Raw genomic sequence first — 22,043 nt, 5'->3', positions numbered from 1 at the left:
GTCCCCTCCCGTCGCCCCCGAGCCCCCGGCCGGCGACGCACCCGCCGACTCGCGCGTCGCGGCCCGGAAGCTCCCGCTCGGCTGCCACTCGGGTGCCGGCCCCGCGCCGGTGGTCGCGTCGTCCGGCGGCTGCAGGGCGAGCCGGGAGAGCGAGGGGAGCCGGGTGGCAAACTCGCCCGTGCGCCACGAGGCCGGGTCGTCGAGCGGCGCCGCGCCGATCGCCGAGGCGCCGGGAGGGAGCCCCGGCCGCTGCGCCGCAGGGGGATCCCCCTCGCGATACGGGATCTCGAGTTCCACCGTGACCCCGCCCATCGCGGCCTCACGGAGTTCGAACCGGTGGCCGGCGCCATAGAGCTGGCGCAGGCGCTCGCTGGCATTGCGCAGCCCGATGCCCTGGCGCGGCACGCCGTCGCGCGACCGCTCGCCCCGCCGCAACCCGATCCCGTCGTCCTCGACCCACAGGACGAGCCGCTCTCCCTTCCGCTCCGCCCGGACGACGACCTTCCCCGCCCCCTGCCGCACGGAGAGCCCATGCCGGATCGCGTTCTCCACGAGCGGCTGGAGAATGAGGTGGGGGACGAGGGCGCGGCGCAGCGACGCCGGGACGGCGACACCGACCTCCAGCCAGTCGGAGAAGCGGGCGCGCTGGATGTCGAGGTACGGCTCCAGCGCCGCCAGCTCCTCGTCGAGCGTGACCTCGTCGCGCCCCGATCGCTCGAGCGAGATGGCGAGGAGGGCGTGCAGCCGCCGCAGCATCCGCTCGGCGGCGTGCGGCGCCTCGTGCGCCAGCTCGGAGATCGCGTTGAGGGCGTTGAACAGGAAGTGGGGCTGCAGCTGCAATTCCAGGTATTGCAGCTGGGCGCGCGACAGCTGCGCCTCGAGGAGGTGGGCCCGGACGGTCCGGTCGACGTACCGCCGGCGCACGGCCAGCGCATGCCCCATCACCACCAGCGAGGCATAGACGAACAGCCAGACGTCGAGCCAGTAGAGGAGGACCGGGAGGTACGACTCGGGCGCCCACTCGGAGAAGGCCGCCAGGACCAGCCGCCGCCACCAGGTGATGCCGGCGGCGCAGCCGAGCGCCGCCAGCGCGTGTGCGCCGATGCTCCGTGCCCATCCCACGCGCGACGGGGCGACCCACCGCGTCAGGCGGAACACCAGGGGCGTGAGGAGCGCCCACCCCCACGCCACCGCCAGCGCCGTGGGCATGGCCCAGCGCCACGCCGCCCACGGCTGCGGCGCCGACAGCGACCAAACGATTCCGTGCATCACGCCGAACACCGTCCAGGCACCGGCGACGATGGCCCAGGCGGGAGGCGAGAAGGGGCGGGAGGCGGGGGCGGCCGGCGCGACCATGCGAGGAGGGAGGCGCACCGGAAGCGCCGCCGGCCCGGGGGCCGGCGGCGGAGGGGGCGCGTGGTCCAAGAAACCGGAGTGGGGGGAAGGTTCCAAGTCGCGCGGGATGAGTCGAGGGCTGTGCGACACGAGCCGAGCGTCGGCGGCGCGCCACGCCTCGGCGGGCCACGCCACAGCACGCCACGTCACCACGCGCCATGCCACAGCGTGCCACGCCACTTGGATACGAGAAGAGGGGACGAAGGTTTCCCCCCTCCCCTCCCCTCCCCACCTTCCCCCGCACACGAACCCGCGGGACGGCGGGACGGCTCGGTGCCGCCCCGCCAGCGCTACGGAGTGCGCGCCAGCGCTACGGAGTGCGCGCCAGCGCTACGGAGTGCGCGCCAGCGCCTCGGCCACGGCGAGCGCGGCGCGCACCGCCTCCGTGTCGCGTCGCGCGGCGCCGCGGGGCGCGATCGCACGCTCCAGCGCGGCGATCCCCTGCTGCCCGATCAGGGTGACGGCCAGACGCAGGTTCTCCTGCGCCAGCTCGCGGCGGCGCGTATCGGCGTGCGTTCGCCCGGGCGACGCAAAGGCGCGGGCAAAGCGCGTCCCGGCATCGGCGCGCGCCGCCAGGGCACCGCGTGCCGCGACGGTCGGGTATGCGAGGCGCTGGAGGCGCGTGGCCACCTTGCGCGGGAATCGAATCATGGCTCGTCCTCCTGTGAGGTGACGGTGGATGGAACGGCGGGCGCGACCAAACGAGGACGCCCCGCCGGCGAGGTGCGCGGGCGGGGCGTCGAACAAGGCTCGACAAAGGGCGAGTGCGTCCTCACGCACTCCCCGTTCCCGCTGGCGCCCCGGCGCCACTGGTCGGCAGCACCCGCACGACGCCGCAGCGCCCTCGTGGAGCGATTGCTCCGCGGAGGAACCACGAGCGTGGCGTGGGATCGAGGTCGACGTATGGGCGCATCGAGATGGCTCGGTGTGGCAGGTGACAGGGAGACCCCGGGTGGGGCGCCTCCGTCACAACATGGTGGAATTGCCCCTTGGTTCGCACGCGGTGCGGGTGCACCTTGTTCTCCCCCCTGCCAAGACACCGATGAGCGAGTGGTCCCCCGACTCCGACGACAGCTTCCGCAACGACGAGGACTTCGCGGGCGGTGATGAGGGTGAGGGCGTCGCGCGCGTCGTGACGCTCGCCCCCGTCGCCCTGCGCCTCACCCCCACGGCGCACCCGCGTGCCCCGGAGGGGCACGTGGTCTTCCGGGCACTTGGCGCCGTGGAAGGAGAGCTTTCGGACGATTCGCCCGTGCTCGCCCAGGGGTCGCTCCCGCAGCCGACGTTCACCGCGGTCCAGGAGGTCGGGCTCTTCGCGCGCCCGGTCCCCCTCATGCTGACGGCGCACGCGGACGAGGGAGGAATCCGGGCCGTCCTCGCCGCCCTCGTCCCCGTGCAGGAGCTGGAGCGCGTCGAGCGTGCTACGCTCGCCGCCGAGGAGCCGTGGCTGGCCAGCGCGTCCGGCGCATCGGCGCCCGCGCCCTTCGAGGAAGGTGAGGGCGAGGAGGGCGGCGGCGCGCCGCCGCTCGTCCCCTTCGCCCTCGGCGTGGTGCTGCGCTTCCAGGAGAACCGGCAGCACCCCGAGAGCCTGGACGACGAGGCGGTCGACCTCCTCGCCACGATCCTCTCGGGAGGGGCGATGGACGCCGACCGCAAGCGAGTGGAGAACCTGCTCAAGTCGCTCTGACGGCGTCCGACCGTCGTCTCCGAACGGCCCGGGCGGCCTCAGCCGCGGCCTCAACTGCCGCAGTCACAGCCGCCGAGGCCGCCGGACCGGAGCGGCCGCCCCACGTGCAGCGGCCGCCCCAGATGCAACGAATGCGTCAGGCGTACACGCCGCGTAGCCGGTGGGCGGTGGCCACGCGGCCGACGGCGAGCATGTAGGCAGCGGTCCGCATCGTGACGCCGTGCTGCGTGGCAAGGCGCAGGACGTCGGCAAAGCTCCGCCGCATGACCTCGGTGAGCCGCTCGTTGACCTGCGACTCGGTCCAGTACCAGGCGGCGCGGTTCTGCACCCACTCGAAGTACGACACCGTCACCCCGCCGGCATTGGCCAGGATGTCGGGGACGACGAAGATCCCCTTGGACTCGAGGATGGCGTCGGCGGCGGCGGTGGTGGGGCCGTTTGCCCCCTCGCAGATCACCTTGGCCCGGATGCGCGACGCGTTGCGGCTGGTGATCACGTTCTCCAGCGCGGCGGGAACGAGGAGGTCGACCTCGAGCGTCAGCAGCTCGTCGTTCGTGATCGCATCGCCCTTGGGATACCCTTCCAGCGTCCCGTGCGTGCGCACCCAGGCGATCGCGTCGTCGACGTCGACCCCGCGCTCGTCGTGGATGGCCCCCGTCTTGTCGCCGATGGCGACCACCCGACAGCCGTCGCGGGCCAGCAGCTGCGCCGCCGTCGAGCCCACGTTCCCGAAGCCCTGGACGGCGACCGTGGCCCCGCGCATCGGCATGCCGACGTACGACATCGCCTCGCCGGCGCTGATGGCGACGCCGCGCCCGGTCGCCTCACGGCGCCCTAACGAGCCCCCCATCGCGACCGGCTTTCCGGTCACCACGGCGGTCTCGGGCTGGCGGGCGTGCATGGAGTAGGTGTCCATGATCCACGCCATGACCTGCTCGTTGGTGTTGACGTCGGGGGCGGGGACGTCGGAGTCGGGGCCCAGCGTGTGGATGATCCCGGCGGTATAGCGGCGCGTGAGGCGCTCCTTCTCCCGCAGCGACAGGGTGAACGGGTCGCACAGCACGCCCCCCTTGGCGCCGCCGAAGGGGAGGTCGACGACGGCGCACTTCCACGTCATCCATGCGGCCAGCGCCTTGACCTCGTCGAGCGACACGCCGACGTCGTACCGGATCCCCCCCTTGCCGGGGCCACGGGCCGTGCTGTGGATGACGCGATATCCGGTGAAGACCTGGATGTCACCGTCGTCCATCTCCACCGGGACGGCGACGATGATCTCCTTCTCGGGGTGGCGCAGGATCCGGTCGATCCCGACTTCGAGGTCGAGGAGGCGGGCGGCCTGGCCGTAGCGGGCCAGCATCGCGTCGAAGGGATTCTCCTCGCGCAGCGTCGCTGACGCCGGCGGGGTGCCCGGCTGCCGCGGGTCGGCGACGGGGGTGACGGGTTCGCGAATCAGGAGATCGGGCGTGGTGTTCTCGCGGGCCATGGAAGGCTCCTCTTGGAACGGAGACGGAGTGCGTGACAGGAAGCGCCGACGTCGCGTCAGGCGGCGTCGAGCGGGACGTGCAAGAGTTCGTCGAGCGCGCGCGCCATGAGTTGCGCCGCCGAGATGGCCACCCCTTCGCTGGCATACGAGGGGAGGACGTACTCGATGGCGAACGGTGTCGCGCGTCCGCGCCGCTCGCGGTAGAGGCGCGCCAGCGGTTTGCGGCCGTCGGTGATCCACTCGTACGCGCCATCGTGCACGAGGTGTAGGTCCTCGATGACCGGTTCGTGGCGTCGCCACCCCGGGAATTCGCGGAAGAGGACCGCGTCGAGCACGTGCCACAGGGCGACGACGACGGAGACCGCCTCCTGTTCCGAGCCGAGGCCGTACAGACGGATGGCGCGATTGCGGATCGACGCGATGGTCCGCCCGTCGGCATTCTCCAGTCGATGGCCGTTGTCGCCATCCGCCAGGATCTTCACCATGAGGTCCTCCCCGGGGTCAACCCCGGTTGCCGGAAGGCGCCAGCACCGCCGCACGATGCGGCTTGGCGTGGACGCCTTGCATTTCAGCGTTTGGTTTGTGGCGGGACAGCGCGTGCGGCGGGGCGGCCCCGCTCACGCCTGGCGCAGGGGCGTGTCCCGCGGGCGCCGCTCACGGCGCCAGGTGCAAGGCGCCCCGTCCAGCGAGATTGCCGGTGGGGCGATCGCCCGGGCGGCCGGCTTCGCTCAGGGGCGAAGCGGGGCGACCCGGGGAGCCAGTCGCATCTCCGACACGCGCGTGCGGCGCGTCCCGGCGGCGACGAAGGTGGGGATGCAGCTGTCGGTGGTGCGGGCGTTGGCGGCGCGCCCGGTCCAGGAACGGACACGCGTCCGCGGACGGCATTCCATGCCGCCGCACCGGCGCGCGAAACCGCTCACACGGGACCGCTGGGACACGACGTCACTCCATGATCGGGGGAAGGGCACCACGCCCGAACAGGCGCCGCCGGGCAGGGGCCTCGCGGCGGCACCACATCGTGTATGGAAACCTAGCGCCGAATGCCCGAGAGTCAACCCGCTGGCGCCCCGCCCCGCACCTAACGCGCCGGGACGATGAGCACCGGACACCGGGCGCCGCGCAGCAGCGCCGTCGAAACGCTCCCCGGGAAACGCCGCCCGGCCGGCGCCTCGCCGTGCGTCCCGCACGCCAGGAGGTCGAAGGCCCCGCGCGCGGCCAGGGTGAGGATCGCGGGGGCCGCCTCGCCCCGGAGGAGCACCGTCTCCACGCGCCCGCCGACACGTCCCTCGAGAGATGCTTCCAACTGTTGGAAGAGTCCAGCCACCCCCTGCTCGTAGATGGCGGCCAGCCCCTCGGCGCCAAGCGCCTGGAGATCGGTTTCGGGAGCCACGTGGGCCAGGGTGACGGTCGCCCCGGCGTCGACGAGGTCGATCGCCGCCGCCGCGGCGCGCCGGCTCACCGCGCTGAAATCCATGGCCACCAGGACGCGCGTCGGCAGGTGCGCCACCCCCGGCGGCACCGCCACCACCGGCACCGGCGACGTCTCCAGCAGCTGCAAGACGGCGTCCTCGCTGGCCGGACGCTCCGCCCCGCCATGCGCGCCCAGCCCGGCCAGGATGCAGGCGCTCCCGCGCCGGCGCGCCTCCTCCGCCAGCAATTGCGCCGGATTGCCCGTCGCCGCCTCCACCGTGAAGTAACCCGACAGGCCAACGGTCGCGTGGACCCGACGCCGCAGCGCGTCGCCCAGGGCATCACGCCGCCCCGACTCCATCACGCTGGCGTCGACATCGACAAAGGCCCACACCGGAAACTCGACCGGGCGGACGACGCCAAGGACGTGGGCATTCACCCCGCCCCGCCGCGCCAGCAGCTCCGCGAGATGCAGCGCCCCCGTCGACAACGCGGAGTCCTCGGCGTACACCAGCACCGGGCCCCGCATCGACGCGCGCTCCGCTGACGGCGTGGGTGTGGCGGCCTCGCGCGCGGCATCGCGGATCGGGTCTCTCATGTGTTCTCCCCCTCGGCACGAATCGGTGGGTCGGCGTCGCCGCGTGTGGCCCCGGCACCGCCCAAAGCTGGCGCGCCACGCGCAGGAAGACCATCGGCCGTCCCTGCGCGCCTCGTCGGGGAGATGCCGTACGGGGAGGAGCCGGGCAACCGGGTCGCGCCCCCTCCGCTAGACTTCCAGACGTACTTGCGACGCGCTCGTGCGAGCCGGGCACTCGCGAGGCGCGCCACCTGGCCGCCGGAGTCCTTGGTCGCACGGCGACGCCGAGGGAGCCGGTTCCGTCGCCCCCGCCACCACCGCCGACCGTTCCTCGATGGACCGCCACCACGCATCCGACGCGTCCCCGCGCGCGCCGCTTCCACCCCCTCCCGACCTCCCGGGGGAGGACGAGCGCTCCCGTGCCGGCGGGCCCGCCATGCGCCGCCCGGCGCACGCCTCGTTAGGGTACACCTACATCGTCGCCGCCGCCCTGCTCTGGGGGACGATCGGCCCGGCGGCGCGCTTCGCGCTTCGCGCCGGCATCGAGCCGCTCGAGATCAGCTTCTGGCGCGCGGTCATCGGCGGCGCGCTGTTCGTGCTGCACGCGGCCATGCGGGGCCGCCTCCGTGTCGCGCGCCGCGACCTCCCGGCGGTTGGCGGCTTCGCCCTGCTCGGGGTGACGATCTTCTACTGGTCGTACTTCCGGGCCGTGGAACTCGGGGGCGCCGCCCTCGCCGCGATCCTCCTCTACACCGCGCCGGCGTGGGTGGCGCTGGCCGCGGCGCTCTGGCTCGGCGAGCAGTTGACGAGGCGAAAGGCGCTCGCCGTCGGGGTGACGCTCGCCGGGATCGCACTCGTGGCGCTCGGGAGCGGCGCGAGGGGTGGAAGCCTGGCAGCGGTGCGAGGGCCGGCGATCGCCTGGGGCCTCCTCGCGGGGGTGGCCTACGCCGCGTACTACCTGTTCGGCAAGCGATACTTCGCGCGGTACGAGGCGTCGACGTTGTTTGCCTACGCCCTCCCGCTCGGTGCGGTGCTGCTCTTGCCGGGGGTGACGTTCGCGCCGAAGTCGGGGATGGAGTGGCTCGTCCTCGTCTTCCTGGGAGTCGTACCGACCTACGGCGCCTACCTGCTGTACAGCGCCGGCCTGGCGCGGGTGGAGGCGACGCGCGCCGCGACCGTCGCGACGCTGGAGCCGGTGGCGGCGGCGGCGCTCGCCTATGTGGTGTGGGGGGAGGCGCTGCGGGGCCGCGGATACCTTGGCGCGGCGCTGGTGCTGGCGGGGGTGCTGTTGGCGGCGACCGATCGCGACGCCGGGGAGGGCGCGGAGGTGCCACACGAGGGGCCGGCGCCGGTCCGGTGAGCGGGACGGGCGCGGCAGGGACGACAGAATCCCCGGTGTCCAGACGGACACCGGGGATTCTCGTTATTGGGGTGCAACCATACAGAGCGGGCGATGGGACTCGAACCCACGACGTCCAGCTTGGGAAGCTGGCATTCTACCAACTGAATTACGCCCGCAAGTTGCGGAACAATAAGCGGTCGACGCGTCGTGACGCAAGGATGACGCGGCATAGACGCTTGGCAAGGCCTCCATGACGCTGAGCAGACGCCCGGGGCTCATCCTGACGCCACGCGTGGGGCCGCAGTGTCAGCGCCCCCACCGATGATTCCGGAGACTCGACGGAGGGAGAGGGGGGATGCAGTTGGATCCGGCAGGGGTCGCAATGGCTGCGGGCGATGCGCCGATCTCGATCGCGGCCTCGGTGGTGGTCTTCGCGGTGGGGGTGTACCTCACGGCGCCCCGTCGCTGGCACGACCTGGCGCGCCGCGTGAAGGCCCGGGTGCTGGGACGGCCAGCGGAGTAGCGAGTGAGGGGGAAGCAAGACGCCGCTCCCGGGGTCGGGAGCGGCGGCGGCGTGCGAGACGGGCTTGGGTGGAGCGAGAGCCAGCGGTCGGGATTGAACCGACGACCGCCCGATTACGAATCGGGTGCTCTACCACTGAGCTACGCTGGCGGCGAGTGCCTTGCGGCCTGCCGGTGTGGCGATGGTGCCTGTCGTGCGTGTTGCCATGCCCAAGCGCGGACTCGAACCGCGACGCCTTTCGGCACCACCCCCTCAAGATGGCGTGTCTACCAATTTCACCACTTGGGCAACTTCAGTTTTTCGAGCGGGGCTGACGGGGCTCGAACCCGCGACCTCCGGTGTGACAGACCGGCACTCTAACCAGCTGAGCTACAGCCCCTAACTATCAAAAGCAATTGCGCCGCGTGCGCCTGCGACATCCTAACGCCCCCTCTCCCCTCCCACAACTGCAGGCGGCGCTGCAGTGGCCCCAACGGGAGTCGAACCCGTCTCTGCACCTTGAAAGAGTGCCGTCCTAACCGATAGACGATGGGGCCGACATCCGGGTAGCGGTCGTGCGAGTGGTCGTGCGAGTGGTCGTGCGAGTAGCGGTAACGGGATTCGAACCCGTGTTCCAGCCTTGAGAGGGCTGTGTCCTAGTCCCCTAGACGATACCGCCGTGAAGCTGCGACTTCCGTGCTGCGTCCTTCACTTTCCTGTCCTTCACGCCACCGCGCTTCCGTTCCCTTCCCTTCCCTTCCGCGTTCCAGCAGGCCAGGAGGGACTCGAACCCCCAACCGCCGGTTTTGGAGACCGGTGCTCTACCAATTGAGCTACTGACCTAGTGCAGGCAGTCGGCTGGAGGGAGAGACTCGCGTCTCCCGTCTCCCGTCTCCCGTCTGGTCTTGCAGGGGTGACCGAGGGGACTTGAACCCCCAACCCCCGGAGCCACAGTCCGGTGCTCTAACCAATTGAGCTACGGCCACCATGACGTGCGAAGGACCAACATTCTAAACGGCCGACTCCCTCGAAACAACCGGGGGAGTTCCGCCGCCTCCCGCGATCAGTCCTTGGCGCGGTCGAGGTACTCGCCGGTGCTCGGGTTGACGCGCACCCGCTCGCCGGTCCCGATGAACTCGGGGACGTTGATCGTGACGCCGTTTTCGAGCTTGGCCGGCTTGTACGACGCCGTCTTCGTCGCCGTCTTCATGACGGGCGAGGTTTCCACGATCTCGAACGTGAGGTACTGCGGGAGCTCGATGCCGATGGGGCGCCCGTCGTAGTACTCGGCGATGATCTTCATGTTGGGCACCATCCACGGGGCGTTGTCGCCCAGCGCCTCGGTGTCCAGCTCGATCTGGTCGTAGTTCTCCAGATTCATGAAGTGGAACGTGTCGCCGCCCTGATAGAGGAACTCCAGCTCGTGGGTCTCCATCGAGGCCTTGTCGATCGAATCGTCCGCACGGAAGCGATGCTCGAAGTTCGAGCCCGTGCGAAGGTTCTTCATCTTCGTCTGCACCATCGCCCGCAGGTTACCCGGCGTGTGATGGCGGAAATCGATCACACGGCAGGGATCGCCCTCGAAGACGATCACCATGCCCTTGCGAATCTGCGTGGCAGGAACAGCCATGACCTAACGAACTCCGCCCGAAGTTGGCGCAACTATACGTAAGTTTCGACAGCCTCTGATTTTAGCCAAGAGGGGCCTACTTGGCAAGGCGCGCGAGGTATGGCTCCAGCGTCGGCCAGACGTTCCGCGCCACGACCCGCGCCCCCGCCTCCGTCGGGTGGATCCCGTCCGCCTGGTTCAGGCGGCGGTCACCCGCCACCCCCGCCAGGAGGAAGGGGACGAGCGCCGCCCCCTCCCGCCTGGCCACCAGCGGGTAGTTCTCCCGGAAGCGCCGCGTGTAGTCGTCGCCCAGGTTGGGCGGCGCCTCCATCTGCACCAGCAGGACGGCCGCAGCGGGGAGGGCCCGCTTCACCTCGCGGACGATCGCCGTCAGGTTGGCCCGGGTCGAGTCGACGTCGAGCCCGCGCAGCCCGTCGTTCGCCCCGGTCTCGATCATCACCACCGCCGCCGGCTGCCGCAGGAGCCACTCCAGTCGCCGCAACGCCCCGGCCGACGTCTCGCCGCTCAGCCCCGCGTTCACGACGCGCACCGCGTACCCGGCACTGTCGGCCATGCGCTGCAGGACGGCGGGATACGCGCTGTCGGGGTCGAGCCCGAGCCCCGCGGTGAGCGATGTCCCGACGACGAGGACCGTCGGGCGCCCGCTGGTGGCGGTTCCCCGCGGCGCCTCCGGCGACGATGCGGCACCAGACATCGCGTCGGCGCGTTCATCCCCGACGGCGGCAGGGGCGGCGGCGCGTGCCGCGGTATCTTTCGCCCCCTCGCCCCCGGCACAGGCCGTGGCCAGCAGGCAGGCGGCGACGCTCACTTTCAACCGGACTTTCATGCTCGAGGCTCGGGGTCTCACGAAGGAATTCGACAGCGGCACCCATCGACTTACGGTGTTGCGCGACGTCTCGTTCCGGGTGCCACAGGGAGCGCTGGTGGCGATCGTCGGTCCATCGGGAAGCGGGAAGACGACGCTGCTCGGACTCCTGGCGGGGCTGGATACCCCGACCAGTGGTACCGTGCTCCTGGACGACGCCGACCTCACCGCGATGAGCGAGGACCAACGCGCCCAGCTGCGCGGGGCGAAAGTTGGATTCGTCTTCCAGTCGTTTCAATTGATCCCGACGCTGACCGCGATCGAGAACGTGCAGGTTCCGCTCGAGCTGCGCGGGGAGGGGGGCGCCGCCGCCCGCGCGCGCGCCCTCCTCGAGCGGGTGGGACTCGGCGACCGCCTGGACCACTTTCCCTCGCAGCTGTCCGGAGGCGAGCAGCAGCGTGTCGCCATCGCCCGCGCCTTCGTGAACCAGCCGCGCATCCTGTTCGCCGACGAACCGACCGGGAACCTCGACGGCCACACCGGGGCGCGAATCGTCGCCCTCCTCGAGGAGCTCAACCGGGAGTCGGGTTCGACGATCGTCCTGGTGACGCACGACCTGGGGCTCGCGGAGCGGACGCAGCGCATCATCCGCCTCGCCGACGGCGTCGTCGTCGAGGACCGTCCGACGGGGGGCGCATGACGTCCCCCACCGGTCCGGGACAGGGGGGCGACGGGCGGTGGTCGCTCCTGTCGCTGGCGTGGCGCGAGTCGCGCTCCACGCGCCGGCGGCTCCTGCTGTACATGTCGTCCATCTCGTTAGGCGTGGCGGCGCTCGTCGCCATCGACTCGTTCGCCGCCAACATCAACCGCTCGGTGCGCGCGCAGTCGCGCGCGCTGGTGGGGGGCGACGTCTCCTTCTCCGCGCGCCAGGGATGGAGCCGGGAGGTGAACGCCCTGTTCGATTCGCTGGCCGCGACCGGGGTGACGTTCGCCCGCCAGACGACCTTCGCCAGCATGGCGACCGCCCCGGCGGGGGCGACGCGGCTGGCGCAGGTGCGCGGCGTCTCCGACGCGTACCCGCTCTACGGCGAGGTCACCACCGAGCCCGCCGGGCGCTGGGCATGGCTGCAGGAGCGCAAGGTGGCGCTGGTCGACCCCTCGATCCTGATCGCCCTCGACCTCGCGGTGGGCGACACGTTGCAGCTGGGATACGCGGCCTTCGAGATCGCCGGGACCCTCGTGAGCGTCCCGGGCGACCCCGGAATGGCGGCCGCGATCGGGCCACGCCTCTACATCGCCGACAGGTATCTCGCCGACACGCGCCTCCTCACCTTCGGGAGCCGCGCCGAGTACGAGGCCTTCGCCCGGCTGCCGCGCGGGAGCGACCCCGCCGGGTGGCTCGGCGCGATCCGGCCGCGCCTCGACGCGGCCCGCGTGCGCGCCCGCACCGTCTCGCAAAGCGAGCTGTCGCTCACCGAGTCGATCGACCAGCTCGCGAACTTCCTCGGCATCGTCGGGATCGTCGCCCTCCTGCTGGGCGGCGTCGGGGTCGCGAGCGGGGTGAACGCCTGGGTCGCGCGCAAGATCGACATCGTCGCCGTCCTGCGATGCGTGGGGGCCACCAGCCGGCAGGTCCTCCTCATCTACGCCACGCAGGCCGCGCTGATGGGGCTCGTGGGGGCGGCGGCCGGCGCCGCCCTCGGGGTGGGGATCCAGTTCCTCCTCCCCGGGCTCCTCGACGACGTCCTCCCCCTCGACGTGCAGGTGCAACTCGAGCCGGTCGCCATCGCCACCGGCATCGCGCTGGGCGTCTGGATCGCCCTGGCCTTCGCCCTCCGCCCCCTGGTGGCGTTGCGACGGATCTCCCCCCTGCAGGCGATACGGCGCAACGTGAACCCCCCGCGCCCGGCGGGGGTCGACTGGGTGCTGTGGCTGGTGAACGCCTTCATCGCCGCCACGGTCGTGGGGATCGCGGCGACGCGCGCCAACTCGCCGCGCGACGTGCTCGGCTTCAGCGCCGGGATCGCCGGGGTGCTGGTCGTCCTCCTGCTGAGCGCCATGCTGCTGTCACGCCTCGCGCGCTCGGCGGTGAGCGCGCGCTGGCCCTACGTGATGCGCCAGGGGATCGCCAACCTGTACCGCCCCGCCAACCAGACGCGCTCGGTCGTCCTATCGTTAGGCTTCGGCGCCTTCCTCGTCACCACGCTGTACCTGGTCCAGGGCAACCTCATCGCGCAGCTGCGCATCACCGAGGACGCCTCGCGCGGCAACCTGATCTTCTTCGACGTGCAGGACGACCAGGGGGCGGGGGTGGACTCCATCGTGCGCGCCGCCGGGATCCCGGTCATCCAGCGGACCCCGATCGTCACCATGCGCATTGCCGAGGTGAACGGGAAGTCGGTGGCCGAGCTGGCCCCGCCACCGCGCGCGGACGACACGCTCTCCGCGAGCGGCCAGCCCCCGCAGCGGCCCGGGCGACAGCGCGACGACCGCGCCCGCGAGCGTCGCCCGTCGGGGTGGGCGCTCCGGCGCGAATACCGATCGACCTTTCGCGACACGCTGTTCACGGGCGAGATCCTGGCCGGGGGAAAGTGGTTCGGCAAGACGCCCGGCGCCCCGGGTGCCCCGGGCGACGAGGTCTCGCTCGAATCGGACATCGCCGAGGAGTTGGGGATCTCGTTGGGTGACGTGATCACGTGGGACGTGCAGGGGGTGCGCATCCCCACGCGCGTCACGAGCCTGCGTACGGTCAACTGGGCGCGCTTCGAGCCGAACTTCTATGCCGTCTTCCCGTCCCGCACGCTCGAGCGGGCGCCGAAGACCTTCGTCCTCCTCGGGGCCTCGCCCGACCAGCGCCTGGCCGCCCGGGTGCAGAGTGCCGTCGTGCGCCGCTATCCCAACGTCGCCAGCATCGATCTCTCGCTCGTGCGCAAGACGGTGGCGGAGATCTCGAACCGGGCGACGCTGGCCATTCGCTTCCTCGCGATCTTTTCGTTGGCCATGGGGATCCCGGTCCTCTTCTCCGCCGTGGCCGCGACCCGCCGCGAACGCGTGCGCGAGGGGGTACTCCTCAAGACGCTGGGCGCCACCCGGGGGCAGATCGGGCGCATCCTCGTCTCGGAGTACACGGCCCTCGGGGTCCTGGGGAGCCTGAGCGGGCTCGTCCTGTCGTTCGGCGGGGCCTGGGCCATCATGCGCTTCGTCTTCGAGCGCCCCTTCACCTCGGCCACCGGTCAGGCGTTAGGCATCGCGGTGGCGATGATGGCGATGGCCGTGGCCATCGGCCTGCTGAGCGGGCGCGACGTCTTCAGAGAGACGGCGATGACGGCGCTCAGGGAAAACTAGAAGTCGGGAAGACGAGAGGACGAGAAGACGAGCGGGGCCTCGGCTACTGGGCCCTGAGGATCGTGACGGTGGAGTAATCGCTGGTGAGTGTGGCGCCGCCGGGGGCGAGGAGCTTGAGTTGCACCTGCGGTGACGCCCCGCTTCGCGCCAGGCGGAAGTAGTTACCGGAGCTGGACAACACCTGCGTGGTGAAGGTGCCGGGAAGCGGCGTGACGAGGAGCGGGAAGGCGCCCGCGTTCACCCCCGACATCACGTCGCGGATGTTCCAGCTCAGGTAGCTGTAGCGCGGGGGGAGGCCGTTGATGAGGAGGCCGTCGGCGTAGTTGGCCACCAGCCACCCGGTGATGATCTGGTCGAACGTCGCACCGGGGGTGCGCGCCAGCAGGTTGGCGACGTCGGTCTGCGGTCCGGCGGCGAGGGCCCGCGTGAAGGCTCGCGCCGCCCCGTTGCCGTACTGGTCGATCGCGTACCGCAGCAGCGCCCAGCTGGCTCCGCGCGGCGCCAGCTGGTCGCGGTTCTTGGCGCTGACCGGGGCCGAGGTGTCAGGGCGCGCCATCCACCGCTGGAAGCGCGACAGGTTCTGCCGGAAGAAGGCGTTGTAGTCGTTGGCCGCCGCAGGCGACGGGTTGACCTGGGCATACGTGAGGCTCTGGAAGTCACCCACGCCGAGGAGGGCGCGACCGACGACTTCCTCCGCCAGGTGCGACATTGCCTCGTTGAGCCAGAACGTCTCGAGCGCCTGCACCGCCGGGTTGTACTGCCGCACCCCCTGGTTGATCATGTGCTGGAACTCGTGGGCGATCACCCCGCGCGTGCCCTGCCGCACCGTCGCCGTCGTCCGGACATTGTTGAAGGCCCCCGTCGGATCGGGTGTCAGGAGGTAGAAGATCTCCTGCTCGTTGGTCTGGTTGCGGCAGTCGTTGGTGGTCGGGTATTCCGACTTCTTGATGAGGTCGGAGCCGAAGAAGAAGCCGGCCGTGAAGCCGGTGGATCCCGCCGGGGTCAGCTTGTTGACCTCGGGGGTGAAGATCATGGTGATGCGGCCGTCGGTGTTGATGTCCGTGGGCGCCCCGAACCACGCGGTGTCGGCCGGGAAGATCAGGTTGTCGAACTCCTGCGCAATGGCGCCGTAGTCGCTGGTGGTGAAGCCGCCGCTCGGCGTCGAGATGTCCTCGAGGACGGTCGAGCGCGCCGACACGGTGCGCACCACCGCCTTCACCGGGATGTAGTCCTTGCAGATGTCCTTGCCGGTATTGAGGTTCGGCACCCGGATGGTCACGGTGTCGCCGACGGCCGCCACCGCCATCGATACCGAGGGCGACGCCAGCTTGGCGAAGGCCGCGGTGGTGCGGTCGCGCGCCACCGTCGGGAGGACGGGGGAAATGCGGGCCTGCTCGTAGCCGCGCAGCCGCTCGTGCAGCGCCTCGGTGCGCTGCGTCTCCTGCGCCTCGAGGATCAGGCGCGGGTCCAGCGCCGCCTGCACCGCCGGGGAGGCGAGCGACGGGATGGACGCAACGGACGGCGCCACCGATTGCAGGCTAACGCTGTATTGCAGCACGTCGTCCTGCGCGGGGCGGGTGTTGGAGCCGATGACGAGGTAGTCGCTCGCCCCGGCGGTCGCCGCGAGGGTGATGCACGAGACCGAGCTGCCGCCGGTGAAGTTGCGCACCTCCCCGACCCCCAGGGTGATCGGGGTCGCGCACGGATCCGGATGGATGAGCACGTCCACGAACGCGCTGGCGCTCCCCGACGTCGCGGTGACCCGAGCCGTCCCGGCGGCCACGGCGGTCAGGAGCCCGCCCTGCGAGATGGTCGCCACGGCGGGGGGGGAAACGCTCCACGTCACCGCTGAGGTGGTGACGAGATTCCCGTTCCTGTCATAGAGCTTGGCGGACAGCTGCTGTGTCGCCCCGACGACCATCGTCGACGTGACGACGGCAATGTTCACCGAGCTGACGGGCCCGATCACCACTCCCGTCGGGGGCTTGTCACCGCCGGAGCAGGCGGCGAGTGCGATGGCCGCAATCCAGGTCCACTTTCTCACAGACGACTCCCGTGCTTCGTACGCGAAGCGCCCGGCACACGCGGGACGCTCATCACATCCACCGACACCGACGAGGCACCGACGCCCCCACGGGCACGCCGGTGAGGAAGAACCCCCGAAGGCTACACCTGTCGCCCTGCGCCGTTCCCGCCGACGGGTCCCGGCTTCGCCCCCCCCCGAAAACTACCTGGCCGGCTCCATGCGGAAGAAGTCGATCCCGGCCGCCTGCTGCTCCAACTCGGCACGAGCCACGCTGGTGAAGCTCCCGAGATCGAACACCTCCACGATGCCCGGCTCCGACCCTCTCCCCTCCTCGGTCACGAAGGCGTAGCGGCTGTCGGGGGAAACGACGACGCCGTGCACGACCCCCTTGTACGTGGGGATGCGCGCCACTTCCCGCCCGGACCCCGCCTCGAAGACCGAAACGGACTTGCCGCGCTTGTTGGTGCCGATCACGTACTTCCCATCGGGAGAGACCGCGAGATTGTAGACGCCGTCGCCGGCCGGGAAGCGACGGGTCATCGTCCAGCTCTCGGCGTCGACCTCGACGATCTCGTTGGACTTGTTGCAGGCGACGTAGATCCGCCGTCCGTCGACGCTCGGCTGCGCCCAGGTGGGGGAGCACTGGACGTTGTGCCCGGCGGCCATCCCCGCACCAGGCGACGACGTCTCGTGTCCCGCGTGCGCCCCGCCGCCCATCGTCGACGGCGCCCCGCTCATCCCCTGCTCCTTTCCCTTCGAGACGACGAAGTGCCGCGAGACGTCCAGTGTGCGGGTGTCGATCTCCACCAGCATGTCGTCCATCATGCACGCCGAGTACTGGTGCGTCCCGGCCGGATTGACCCGTGAGCCGTGCGGCATGGTGCAGGTCGTGATGCGCGCGATCTCGACCATCTCGTCGGTCGAGACCACGGAGATGGAGGATGGGACCATGTCGCCATGCAGGTTGAAATTGGCGACGAAGGCGAGTGCGCCGTCGGGGGTCAGCTGAATGGTGGCCGGAAAGAGGCCGAGGGTCGTGCGCCCCAGCACCTCGCCATCGGTGGCGCGGTACTTCCAGAACGTCCCATACGGGGTCCCGTGACCGATGCTCACGTAGTAGGACTTTCCGTCGGGAGACGCCGCCACCCCGTGCGGGCCGTTGATCTCGGTGGGCATCATCCCGACCTTGTGCTCGCGCTCGACCCGGATCCCGCCGGGACCGAAGCGGACGAGCGCCAACTGGTCGGCCGACTCGGCGACGGTGTAGACGAGGTAGTCGTTCGTGGGCGGCTGGGCGGCGCGTGCGCCCGCGGACGTGGGGGGCTGCGCGATGGCGGAGGCGCCGGCGGAGGCGTTGGCGAGCGCCAGGGGTGGCAGCCAGGCAAGCGCCGACCACGCCAAGGAGAGGAATTGACGCGTCATGCGTTGGGTCGGAGTCGTCGCGGTTGGCGCGCGTGTCACGGAGCGCGCGGGTTACCTGAGCTGGAAGGTCGCCCGGACCACCGCCGTCACGTCCTTCTCGACCGCGCTCACGTCGCTGATGCCGTAGTCACTGACCTCGGTGGAGTAGCGGGGGGTGATCTGGAAGACTCCCATGCGCGCGTCGCGCACGGCGCCGACCTCGGCCCCGGTGCTCTTGGCGATGGCCTCGGCGCGCTGCCGCGCATCCCGGGTGGCTTCCTCGAGCAGGAGGGTGCGGATCTCGGAGAGCTTGGTGTAGAGGTATTCCGGTGCCGACGGCTGCAGCGGGATGCCCTCGGCGATCAGGGCGGTGGCGCGCTGTGACACGCGCGTGATCGCGTCGACCTCGTGCGAGCGCACCTCGAACGATTGCGATAGGCGGGTGGCGATGATGCGTCCCGTCTCGCGGCCGTTGGCGAGCGTCTCGGGAATCCCGAACGCCTCGGCGGGCTTGACGGTGACCAGCGAATCGGGGACCCCCTCTCGCCGCAGGAACTCCTGGAGGCGCGCGGTGCCGCGCGTCAGCTGCTCCGACGCCGACGTGAGCGAGGGCGACTGCACGCTGACGCTGACGCGCCAGACGATGAAGTCGGAGCGAATGGCGCGCTTGGCGGAACCGGTGACCGTGACCTCCTCGTTGCCTCGGCGGATGTCCCTGAGGGCGCCGGAGACGAAGACGAGGCCGAGGAAGATGCCGAGACCGATGGCGCCGAGGCCATAGACGAACTGGGACTTGCCGTCAGTGGACATGCGAGAGCGGGAGACGAGGGACGGGTCGCGGGCGATCGCTACTGGAGAGCCTGGCGCAGGTCCTCGATGAGGTCGGCCGGGTCCTCGAGTCCGACGCTGAGGCGGAGGAGGTTGTCGGGGGTGGGAGAGTCCGGCCCCTCGATGGACTTGCGGTGCTCGACGAGGCTCTCCACGCCGCCTAACGACGTGGCGTAGGTGAAGAGGCGGAGGCGCGCGGCCGCGGCGAGCGCCTCCGCGGCCCCGCCGACGACCTGCATGGAGACCATGCCACCATAGAGCGTCATCTGGCGGGCGGCGATGGCATGACCGGGGTGCGAGGGCAGCCCCGGGAAGTGCGTGACCTCGACGCGCGGATGCGCGGCGAGGAACTCGGCGATGGCGGTGGCGCTCTCGCTGTGCTGGCGGAAGCGGCACGGGAGCGAGGCGATGCCCCGATGGACCAGCCAGCAGTCGAACGGGGCAAGGACGGCGCCCACCGAGGATTGCACCTGCCGGATGCGCTCCCAGAAGTCGTCGCGCTGGGCGGTCACGAGCGCGCCGCTGAGCGAGTCGGAGTGGCCGCCGTAGTACTTGGTGGTGGAGTACATCACGAGGTCGGCCCCCAGGGGGATGGCCCGCTGCCCCACCGCGGTGGCCCAGGTGTTGTCCACGACCAGGCGCGCTCCCGCCGCCCGGGCGATGCTGGCGACGCCGGCGATGTCGGTGACGGCGAGCGTCGGGTTGGACGGGGTCTCGATCCAGACGAGCGCGGTGCGCGGGCGCAGGGCGGCGCGCACGGCATCGAGGTTGGTCGCGTCGACGACGGTGTACTCCAGCCCCCATCGCGCGAAGACTTCCCCGAGGAGCTTGCGGGTGCCGTGGTAGACCGCCCCCGGGCAGATGACATGGTCGCCGGGGGCCAGGGACTGGAAGACGGCGGCGACGGCGGCCTGCCCCGAGGCGAAGGCGGCGGCATCCGCTCCCCCGTCCAGGGCGCTGATGGCGGCCTCGAGCGCGGTCCGGTTCGGGGCCTTCTCGCGCGAATAGACGTAGCCGTGCGTGGACGAGCCGTCGGGGGGGCGCTGGAAGGTTGTCGTCAGGTGCAACGGCTCGGCGACGGCGCCGGTGACGGGATCGGGCGCGCGGCCGGCGTGGACGGCGATGGTGTCCAGGTGCATGGCGACTCTCGACGAGGGGGAGCGCACCGCCGCGTTGCGGCGGACCCACCGGAACCTCGCCCTCCGCCACGCCCGACGCAATCCGCCCGGGGCGTGCCCACACGCCATGCCGGCCGCGCGGCGCCGCCGCCGTTGACGCCTAGCCCCGCGCCACCAGGAGCATCACGTCGTACAGGGCATGGGTCCACGCCGTGATGCCGAAGCCCCGCACGATGTACAGGGCACTGAACGCCACGCCGGCCAGGGCGCGGAAGACGAAGGACGCGAGCTGCAGCTGGTCGCCGTAGGGCCCGACATAGTGGAAGGCGGAGAAGACGAGCGCGCCGGCGATGGTGGCGAAGAGCGCCGACGCCACCGGCCCCCACCCGAAGATGCGCTTCGCTCCCCAGAGGAGGACCGAGACGAGGATGACCCGGAACAGGAGCTCCTCGTACAGCCCGGCGCCTAACGATATCATGAGCGCGGTGGGCCAGCCGGCCCCGCCGAGCGACGTCCCCGCGCTGAGCCCCATCCCTCCACCGCCCAGCGTCCCCACCACCTGCGCGGTGATGAGCCCGACGACCGTGCCGAACACGGCGGCGAGGAGCGTCGACTCGGCCAGCATCAGGACGAAGGTTCCGGCGTTCAGCCCGTCGCGCACCCGTCGTCGGTCGCGCACGATGAGCGTGAGCATCGTGCCGAGGAGGAGGACGCCGAAGACGAGCTGCCCCTGGGCACCCAGCACGCGCTCGAAGGCGGACTTGAGGAGGACGTCGGCGCCGTTGCGCACGCCGCTCCCCTCGTGCGACAGCGCGGCCGCCAGCAACTCGTACAGGACGAGGAGCGGGAGAGCGAAGGTGAGCGAGTAGCGGGGGGCTCGACTGTCGTGCCAGTAGGTACGACGCGTGGACGGGAGCGTGGAAAGGCGCATGATGAAATATCTACGACGGGCACTGCCCCCCGTTTCACGCGGAAAGCCGAGCGGCCGGCCCCCGAAGGGACCGGCCGCCAGTTATCGGTCGACCGACGGTCGCGTTCCCGAAGGAACGCGACTGCCGGTCATGCGACTAGAGGTTCCCCTCGCAGCCGCGCGGGAGGACCGACGCGGGGGCACCGATCGGGCGGCGCGCATCGCACTCCGCCTGCGGGATCGGCATGACCTTGGCGACGAACATCCCCTGGGTGTCGATCGGGAGCTGGTTGAGGCGCCCCCAGCGACGCATATCGACCCAACGCGTCCCCTCGAAGAGGAGCGACAGGTGCTTCTCGTACATGATGGCGTCGAGCCCCGCCGCTCCAGTGGGGAGCGCGGCCAGCGGAGCGAGCTTGCCCGACGTGGTGCGGACGATGTTGAGATCGGCGAGCGCCGCGCCGGTGTTCCCCAGCGCCCAGTTGGCCTCGGCCCGCAGGAGGAGGAGCTCCTCGTTGCGGATGATCGGGGCCGGCGAGCTCGGCGACGGGTAGATGTCGAAGCGGTACTCGGCCGGGATGTTCTGGTTCCCCGGCGGCGACACCGGCGTGCCGAGCTTGACGAGCTTGCGCACCACGCGGTCGTCGAGCGTCACGCCGTCGGGCTGCTTCTGCGCGACGGTCACCGCCTGCTTGTGCGCGTAGACGTAGCTCTGCTGCGCGAACGAGTTGGCGTTGGTGGCGTCACCGGTGGCCGTGGAGTACAAGTGGTACACGCCCGTGTTGAGCGACGCCATGGTGGCCGTCGTCGACAGGAACGATTCATTGAAGGCGGTGATGGCGGCCGTGTAGCATGCATTGCCGCACCCCAACGATCCACGGATCACCAGCGCCTTGCCGGCCAAGGCGCGGTTGAACTTGAGGAAGCCGCCCGGCGTGTCGAAGCCGGCCAACCCCGAGTGGAGTGTGAAGGGGAACGCCGTCCCACCGGCCTGCAGGTTCGACTTCGCGTCGTCGAGCATGGCGATGGCGAACTTGTACGCCGAATCACGCGAGACGAACGGTGCCGGCGTGCTCGGGGTGCTCGGGATCTCGACCGGGACGCCGATGCTGTCACGGGTCTGGATGAGGTACAGCACGTCGAGCGCGTACCAGGTCTTGGCGAAGCCCGCCACCGCCGCCTTCTGCGCGGCGCTGAGCGTCGACGCATTGGCGGCCTCCATGAGGCTCAGGGCGTTCTTCATGTTCTGGAAGCGCCCGTTCCACAGCCCGTTGGCGAAACCACCCGGATCGAGGCGCTGCGGGTTGGCGAGGCCGACCAGGTAGTTCTGGACGGTACGACCGTCGGTGGTGAAGTAGTTGTACACCTCGCGGCCGAAGATGCCGACGTCGCGGTTGAACCCGGCCAGTTGATTGCGTTCACTTACCAGGATACCGGTGGCGAGGAGCTGGATCCCGTTCGGATCCTTGGCCATCGCCTCGGTGGTGGGCGAGTTGTAGTTGGGCACGTTGAGCTTGTCGGCGCTGCAGCCGGCGAGCCCAAACGCGAGCGCTCCGAGGAGCGCGACGGACCTCATGCGCATAC

The 22,043-nt window shown here is 70.8% G+C and carries 17 protein-coding genes and 8 tRNA genes; 4 read left to right on the top strand and 21 right to left on the bottom strand.

Annotated features, from left to right (window positions below; all coding sequences use genetic code 11):
* Positions 1-1,356, bottom strand: a 1,356-nt coding sequence (locus tag ABS52_05760) for a hypothetical protein (GenBank protein ID ODT04313.1), incomplete at its 3' end; no start/stop codon positions are given.
* 369 nt (positions 1,357-1,725) lie between these two features.
* Positions 1,726-2,046 (bottom strand): hypothetical protein, encoded by a 321-nt coding sequence (locus ABS52_05755; GenBank protein ID ODT04312.1) that lies wholly within the window; start codon positions 2,044-2,046, stop codon positions 1,726-1,728.
* Positions 2,047-2,437: 391 nt separating this feature from the next.
* Here ABS52_05755 and ABS52_05750 point away from each other — a divergent pair, with 391 nt between their 5' ends.
* Positions 2,438-3,082 carry a hypothetical protein gene (locus ABS52_05750; protein ODT04311.1) on the top strand — a complete coding sequence of 215 codons (645 nt, stop codon included), beginning with the start codon at positions 2,438-2,440 and terminating at the stop codon, positions 3,080-3,082.
* A 136-nt stretch (positions 3,083-3,218) separates the two neighbouring features.
* On the opposite strand, the gene ABS52_05745 is transcribed toward ABS52_05750, so the two are convergent.
* The 3 genes from ABS52_05745 to ABS52_05735 form a co-directional block, all read right to left on the bottom strand.
* A complete protein-coding gene (locus ABS52_05745) occupies positions 3,219-4,535 on the bottom strand; it encodes an amino acid dehydrogenase (protein ODT04327.1) in 1,317 nt (438 codons plus the stop codon).
* A gap of 86 nt (positions 4,536-4,621) precedes the next feature.
* On the bottom strand, positions 4,622-5,050 hold the full coding sequence (locus ABS52_05740; protein ID ODT04310.1) for a hypothetical protein: 429 nt from the start codon (positions 5,048-5,050) through the stop codon (positions 4,622-4,624).
* 593 nt (positions 5,051-5,643) lie between these two features.
* Positions 5,644-6,573: a hypothetical protein gene (locus ABS52_05735; protein ODT04309.1), complete on the bottom strand. Its 930-nt coding sequence runs from the start codon at positions 6,571-6,573 to the stop codon at positions 5,644-5,646.
* A 415-nt stretch (positions 6,574-6,988) separates the two neighbouring features.
* Here ABS52_05735 and ABS52_05730 point away from each other — a divergent pair, with 415 nt between their 5' ends.
* Positions 6,989-7,912: a hypothetical protein gene (locus tag ABS52_05730; protein ODT04326.1), complete on the top strand. Its 924-nt coding sequence runs from the start codon at positions 6,989-6,991 to the stop codon at positions 7,910-7,912.
* 85 nt (positions 7,913-7,997) lie between these two features.
* Here ABS52_05730 and ABS52_05725 read toward each other — a convergent pair.
* The 10 genes from ABS52_05725 to ABS52_05680 form a co-directional block, all read right to left on the bottom strand.
* Positions 7,998-8,070 (bottom strand) — tRNA-Gly (locus ABS52_05725).
* Between the two features lie 425 nt (positions 8,071-8,495).
* Positions 8,496-8,567: transfer RNA gene (locus ABS52_05720), tRNA-Thr, on the bottom strand.
* A gap of 56 nt (positions 8,568-8,623) precedes the next feature.
* Positions 8,624-8,705: transfer RNA gene (locus ABS52_05715), tRNA-Leu, on the bottom strand.
* A gap of 17 nt (positions 8,706-8,722) precedes the next feature.
* Positions 8,723-8,796 (bottom strand) — tRNA-Asp (locus tag ABS52_05710).
* A gap of 85 nt (positions 8,797-8,881) precedes the next feature.
* Positions 8,882-8,953, bottom strand: a tRNA-Glu gene (locus ABS52_05705).
* A gap of 49 nt (positions 8,954-9,002) precedes the next feature.
* Positions 9,003-9,075 (bottom strand) — tRNA-Glu (locus tag ABS52_05700).
* Positions 9,076-9,166: 91 nt separating this feature from the next.
* Positions 9,167-9,239, bottom strand: a tRNA-Trp gene (locus ABS52_05695).
* 66 nt (positions 9,240-9,305) lie between these two features.
* Positions 9,306-9,382, bottom strand: a tRNA-His gene (locus ABS52_05690).
* A gap of 77 nt (positions 9,383-9,459) precedes the next feature.
* Complete coding sequence (locus ABS52_05685) at positions 9,460-10,026, bottom strand: elongation factor P (protein ODT04308.1); 567 nt, start codon at positions 10,024-10,026, stop codon at positions 9,460-9,462.
* Positions 10,027-10,102: 76 nt separating this feature from the next.
* Positions 10,103-10,834, bottom strand: a complete 732-nt coding sequence (locus ABS52_05680) for a hypothetical protein (protein ID ODT04307.1) — start codon at positions 10,832-10,834, stop codon at positions 10,103-10,105.
* A gap of 16 nt (positions 10,835-10,850) precedes the next feature.
* Between ABS52_05680 and ABS52_05675 the strand changes: the two genes are divergently transcribed.
* Both ABS52_05675 and ABS52_05670 read left to right on the top strand, forming a co-directional pair.
* Positions 10,851-11,531: an ABC transporter gene (locus ABS52_05675; protein ID ODT04306.1), complete on the top strand. Its 681-nt coding sequence runs from the start codon at positions 10,851-10,853 to the stop codon at positions 11,529-11,531.
* Positions 11,528-14,176 (top strand): hypothetical protein, encoded by a 2,649-nt coding sequence (locus ABS52_05670; GenBank protein ODT04305.1) that lies wholly within the window; start codon positions 11,528-11,530, stop codon positions 14,174-14,176. The genes ABS52_05675 and ABS52_05670 overlap by 4 nt, the downstream gene beginning before the upstream one ends.
* A gap of 43 nt (positions 14,177-14,219) precedes the next feature.
* Here ABS52_05670 and ABS52_05665 read toward each other — a convergent pair whose 3' ends face one another.
* The 6 genes from ABS52_05665 to ABS52_05640 form a co-directional block, all read right to left on the bottom strand.
* Positions 14,220-16,148, bottom strand: coding sequence for a hypothetical protein (locus tag ABS52_05665; GenBank protein ODT04304.1), 1,929 nt, complete (start codon positions 16,146-16,148; stop codon positions 14,220-14,222).
* 255 nt (positions 16,149-16,403) lie between these two features.
* A complete protein-coding gene (locus tag ABS52_05660; protein ODT04303.1) occupies positions 16,404-17,603 on the bottom strand; it encodes a hypothetical protein in 1,200 nt (399 codons plus the stop codon).
* A gap of 72 nt (positions 17,604-17,675) precedes the next feature.
* A complete protein-coding gene (locus ABS52_05655; GenBank protein ODT04302.1) occupies positions 17,676-18,413 on the bottom strand; it encodes a hypothetical protein in 738 nt (245 codons plus the stop codon).
* A gap of 38 nt (positions 18,414-18,451) precedes the next feature.
* Entirely contained in the window at positions 18,452-19,570 is a 1,119-nt protein-coding gene (locus ABS52_05650; protein ID ODT04301.1) for a cystathionine gamma-synthase, read from the bottom strand.
* A gap of 139 nt (positions 19,571-19,709) precedes the next feature.
* On the bottom strand, positions 19,710-20,480 hold the full coding sequence (locus ABS52_05645) for a hypothetical protein (protein ID ODT04300.1): 771 nt from the start codon (positions 20,478-20,480) through the stop codon (positions 19,710-19,712).
* Between the two features lie 136 nt (positions 20,481-20,616).
* The gene (locus tag ABS52_05640) at positions 20,617-22,041 is read right to left on the bottom strand and encodes a hypothetical protein (GenBank protein ID ODT04299.1); all 1,425 of its coding nucleotides are present in this window, start codon (positions 22,039-22,041) and stop codon (positions 20,617-20,619) included.
* Positions 22,042-22,043: the final 2 nt, after the last annotated feature.

The organism is Gemmatimonadetes bacterium SCN 70-22 (assembly GCA_001724275.1).
Classification (GTDB): domain Bacteria; phylum Gemmatimonadota; class Gemmatimonadetes; order Gemmatimonadales; family Gemmatimonadaceae; genus SCN-70-22.
This window is presented reverse-complemented; position numbering and strand designations above follow the sequence as displayed.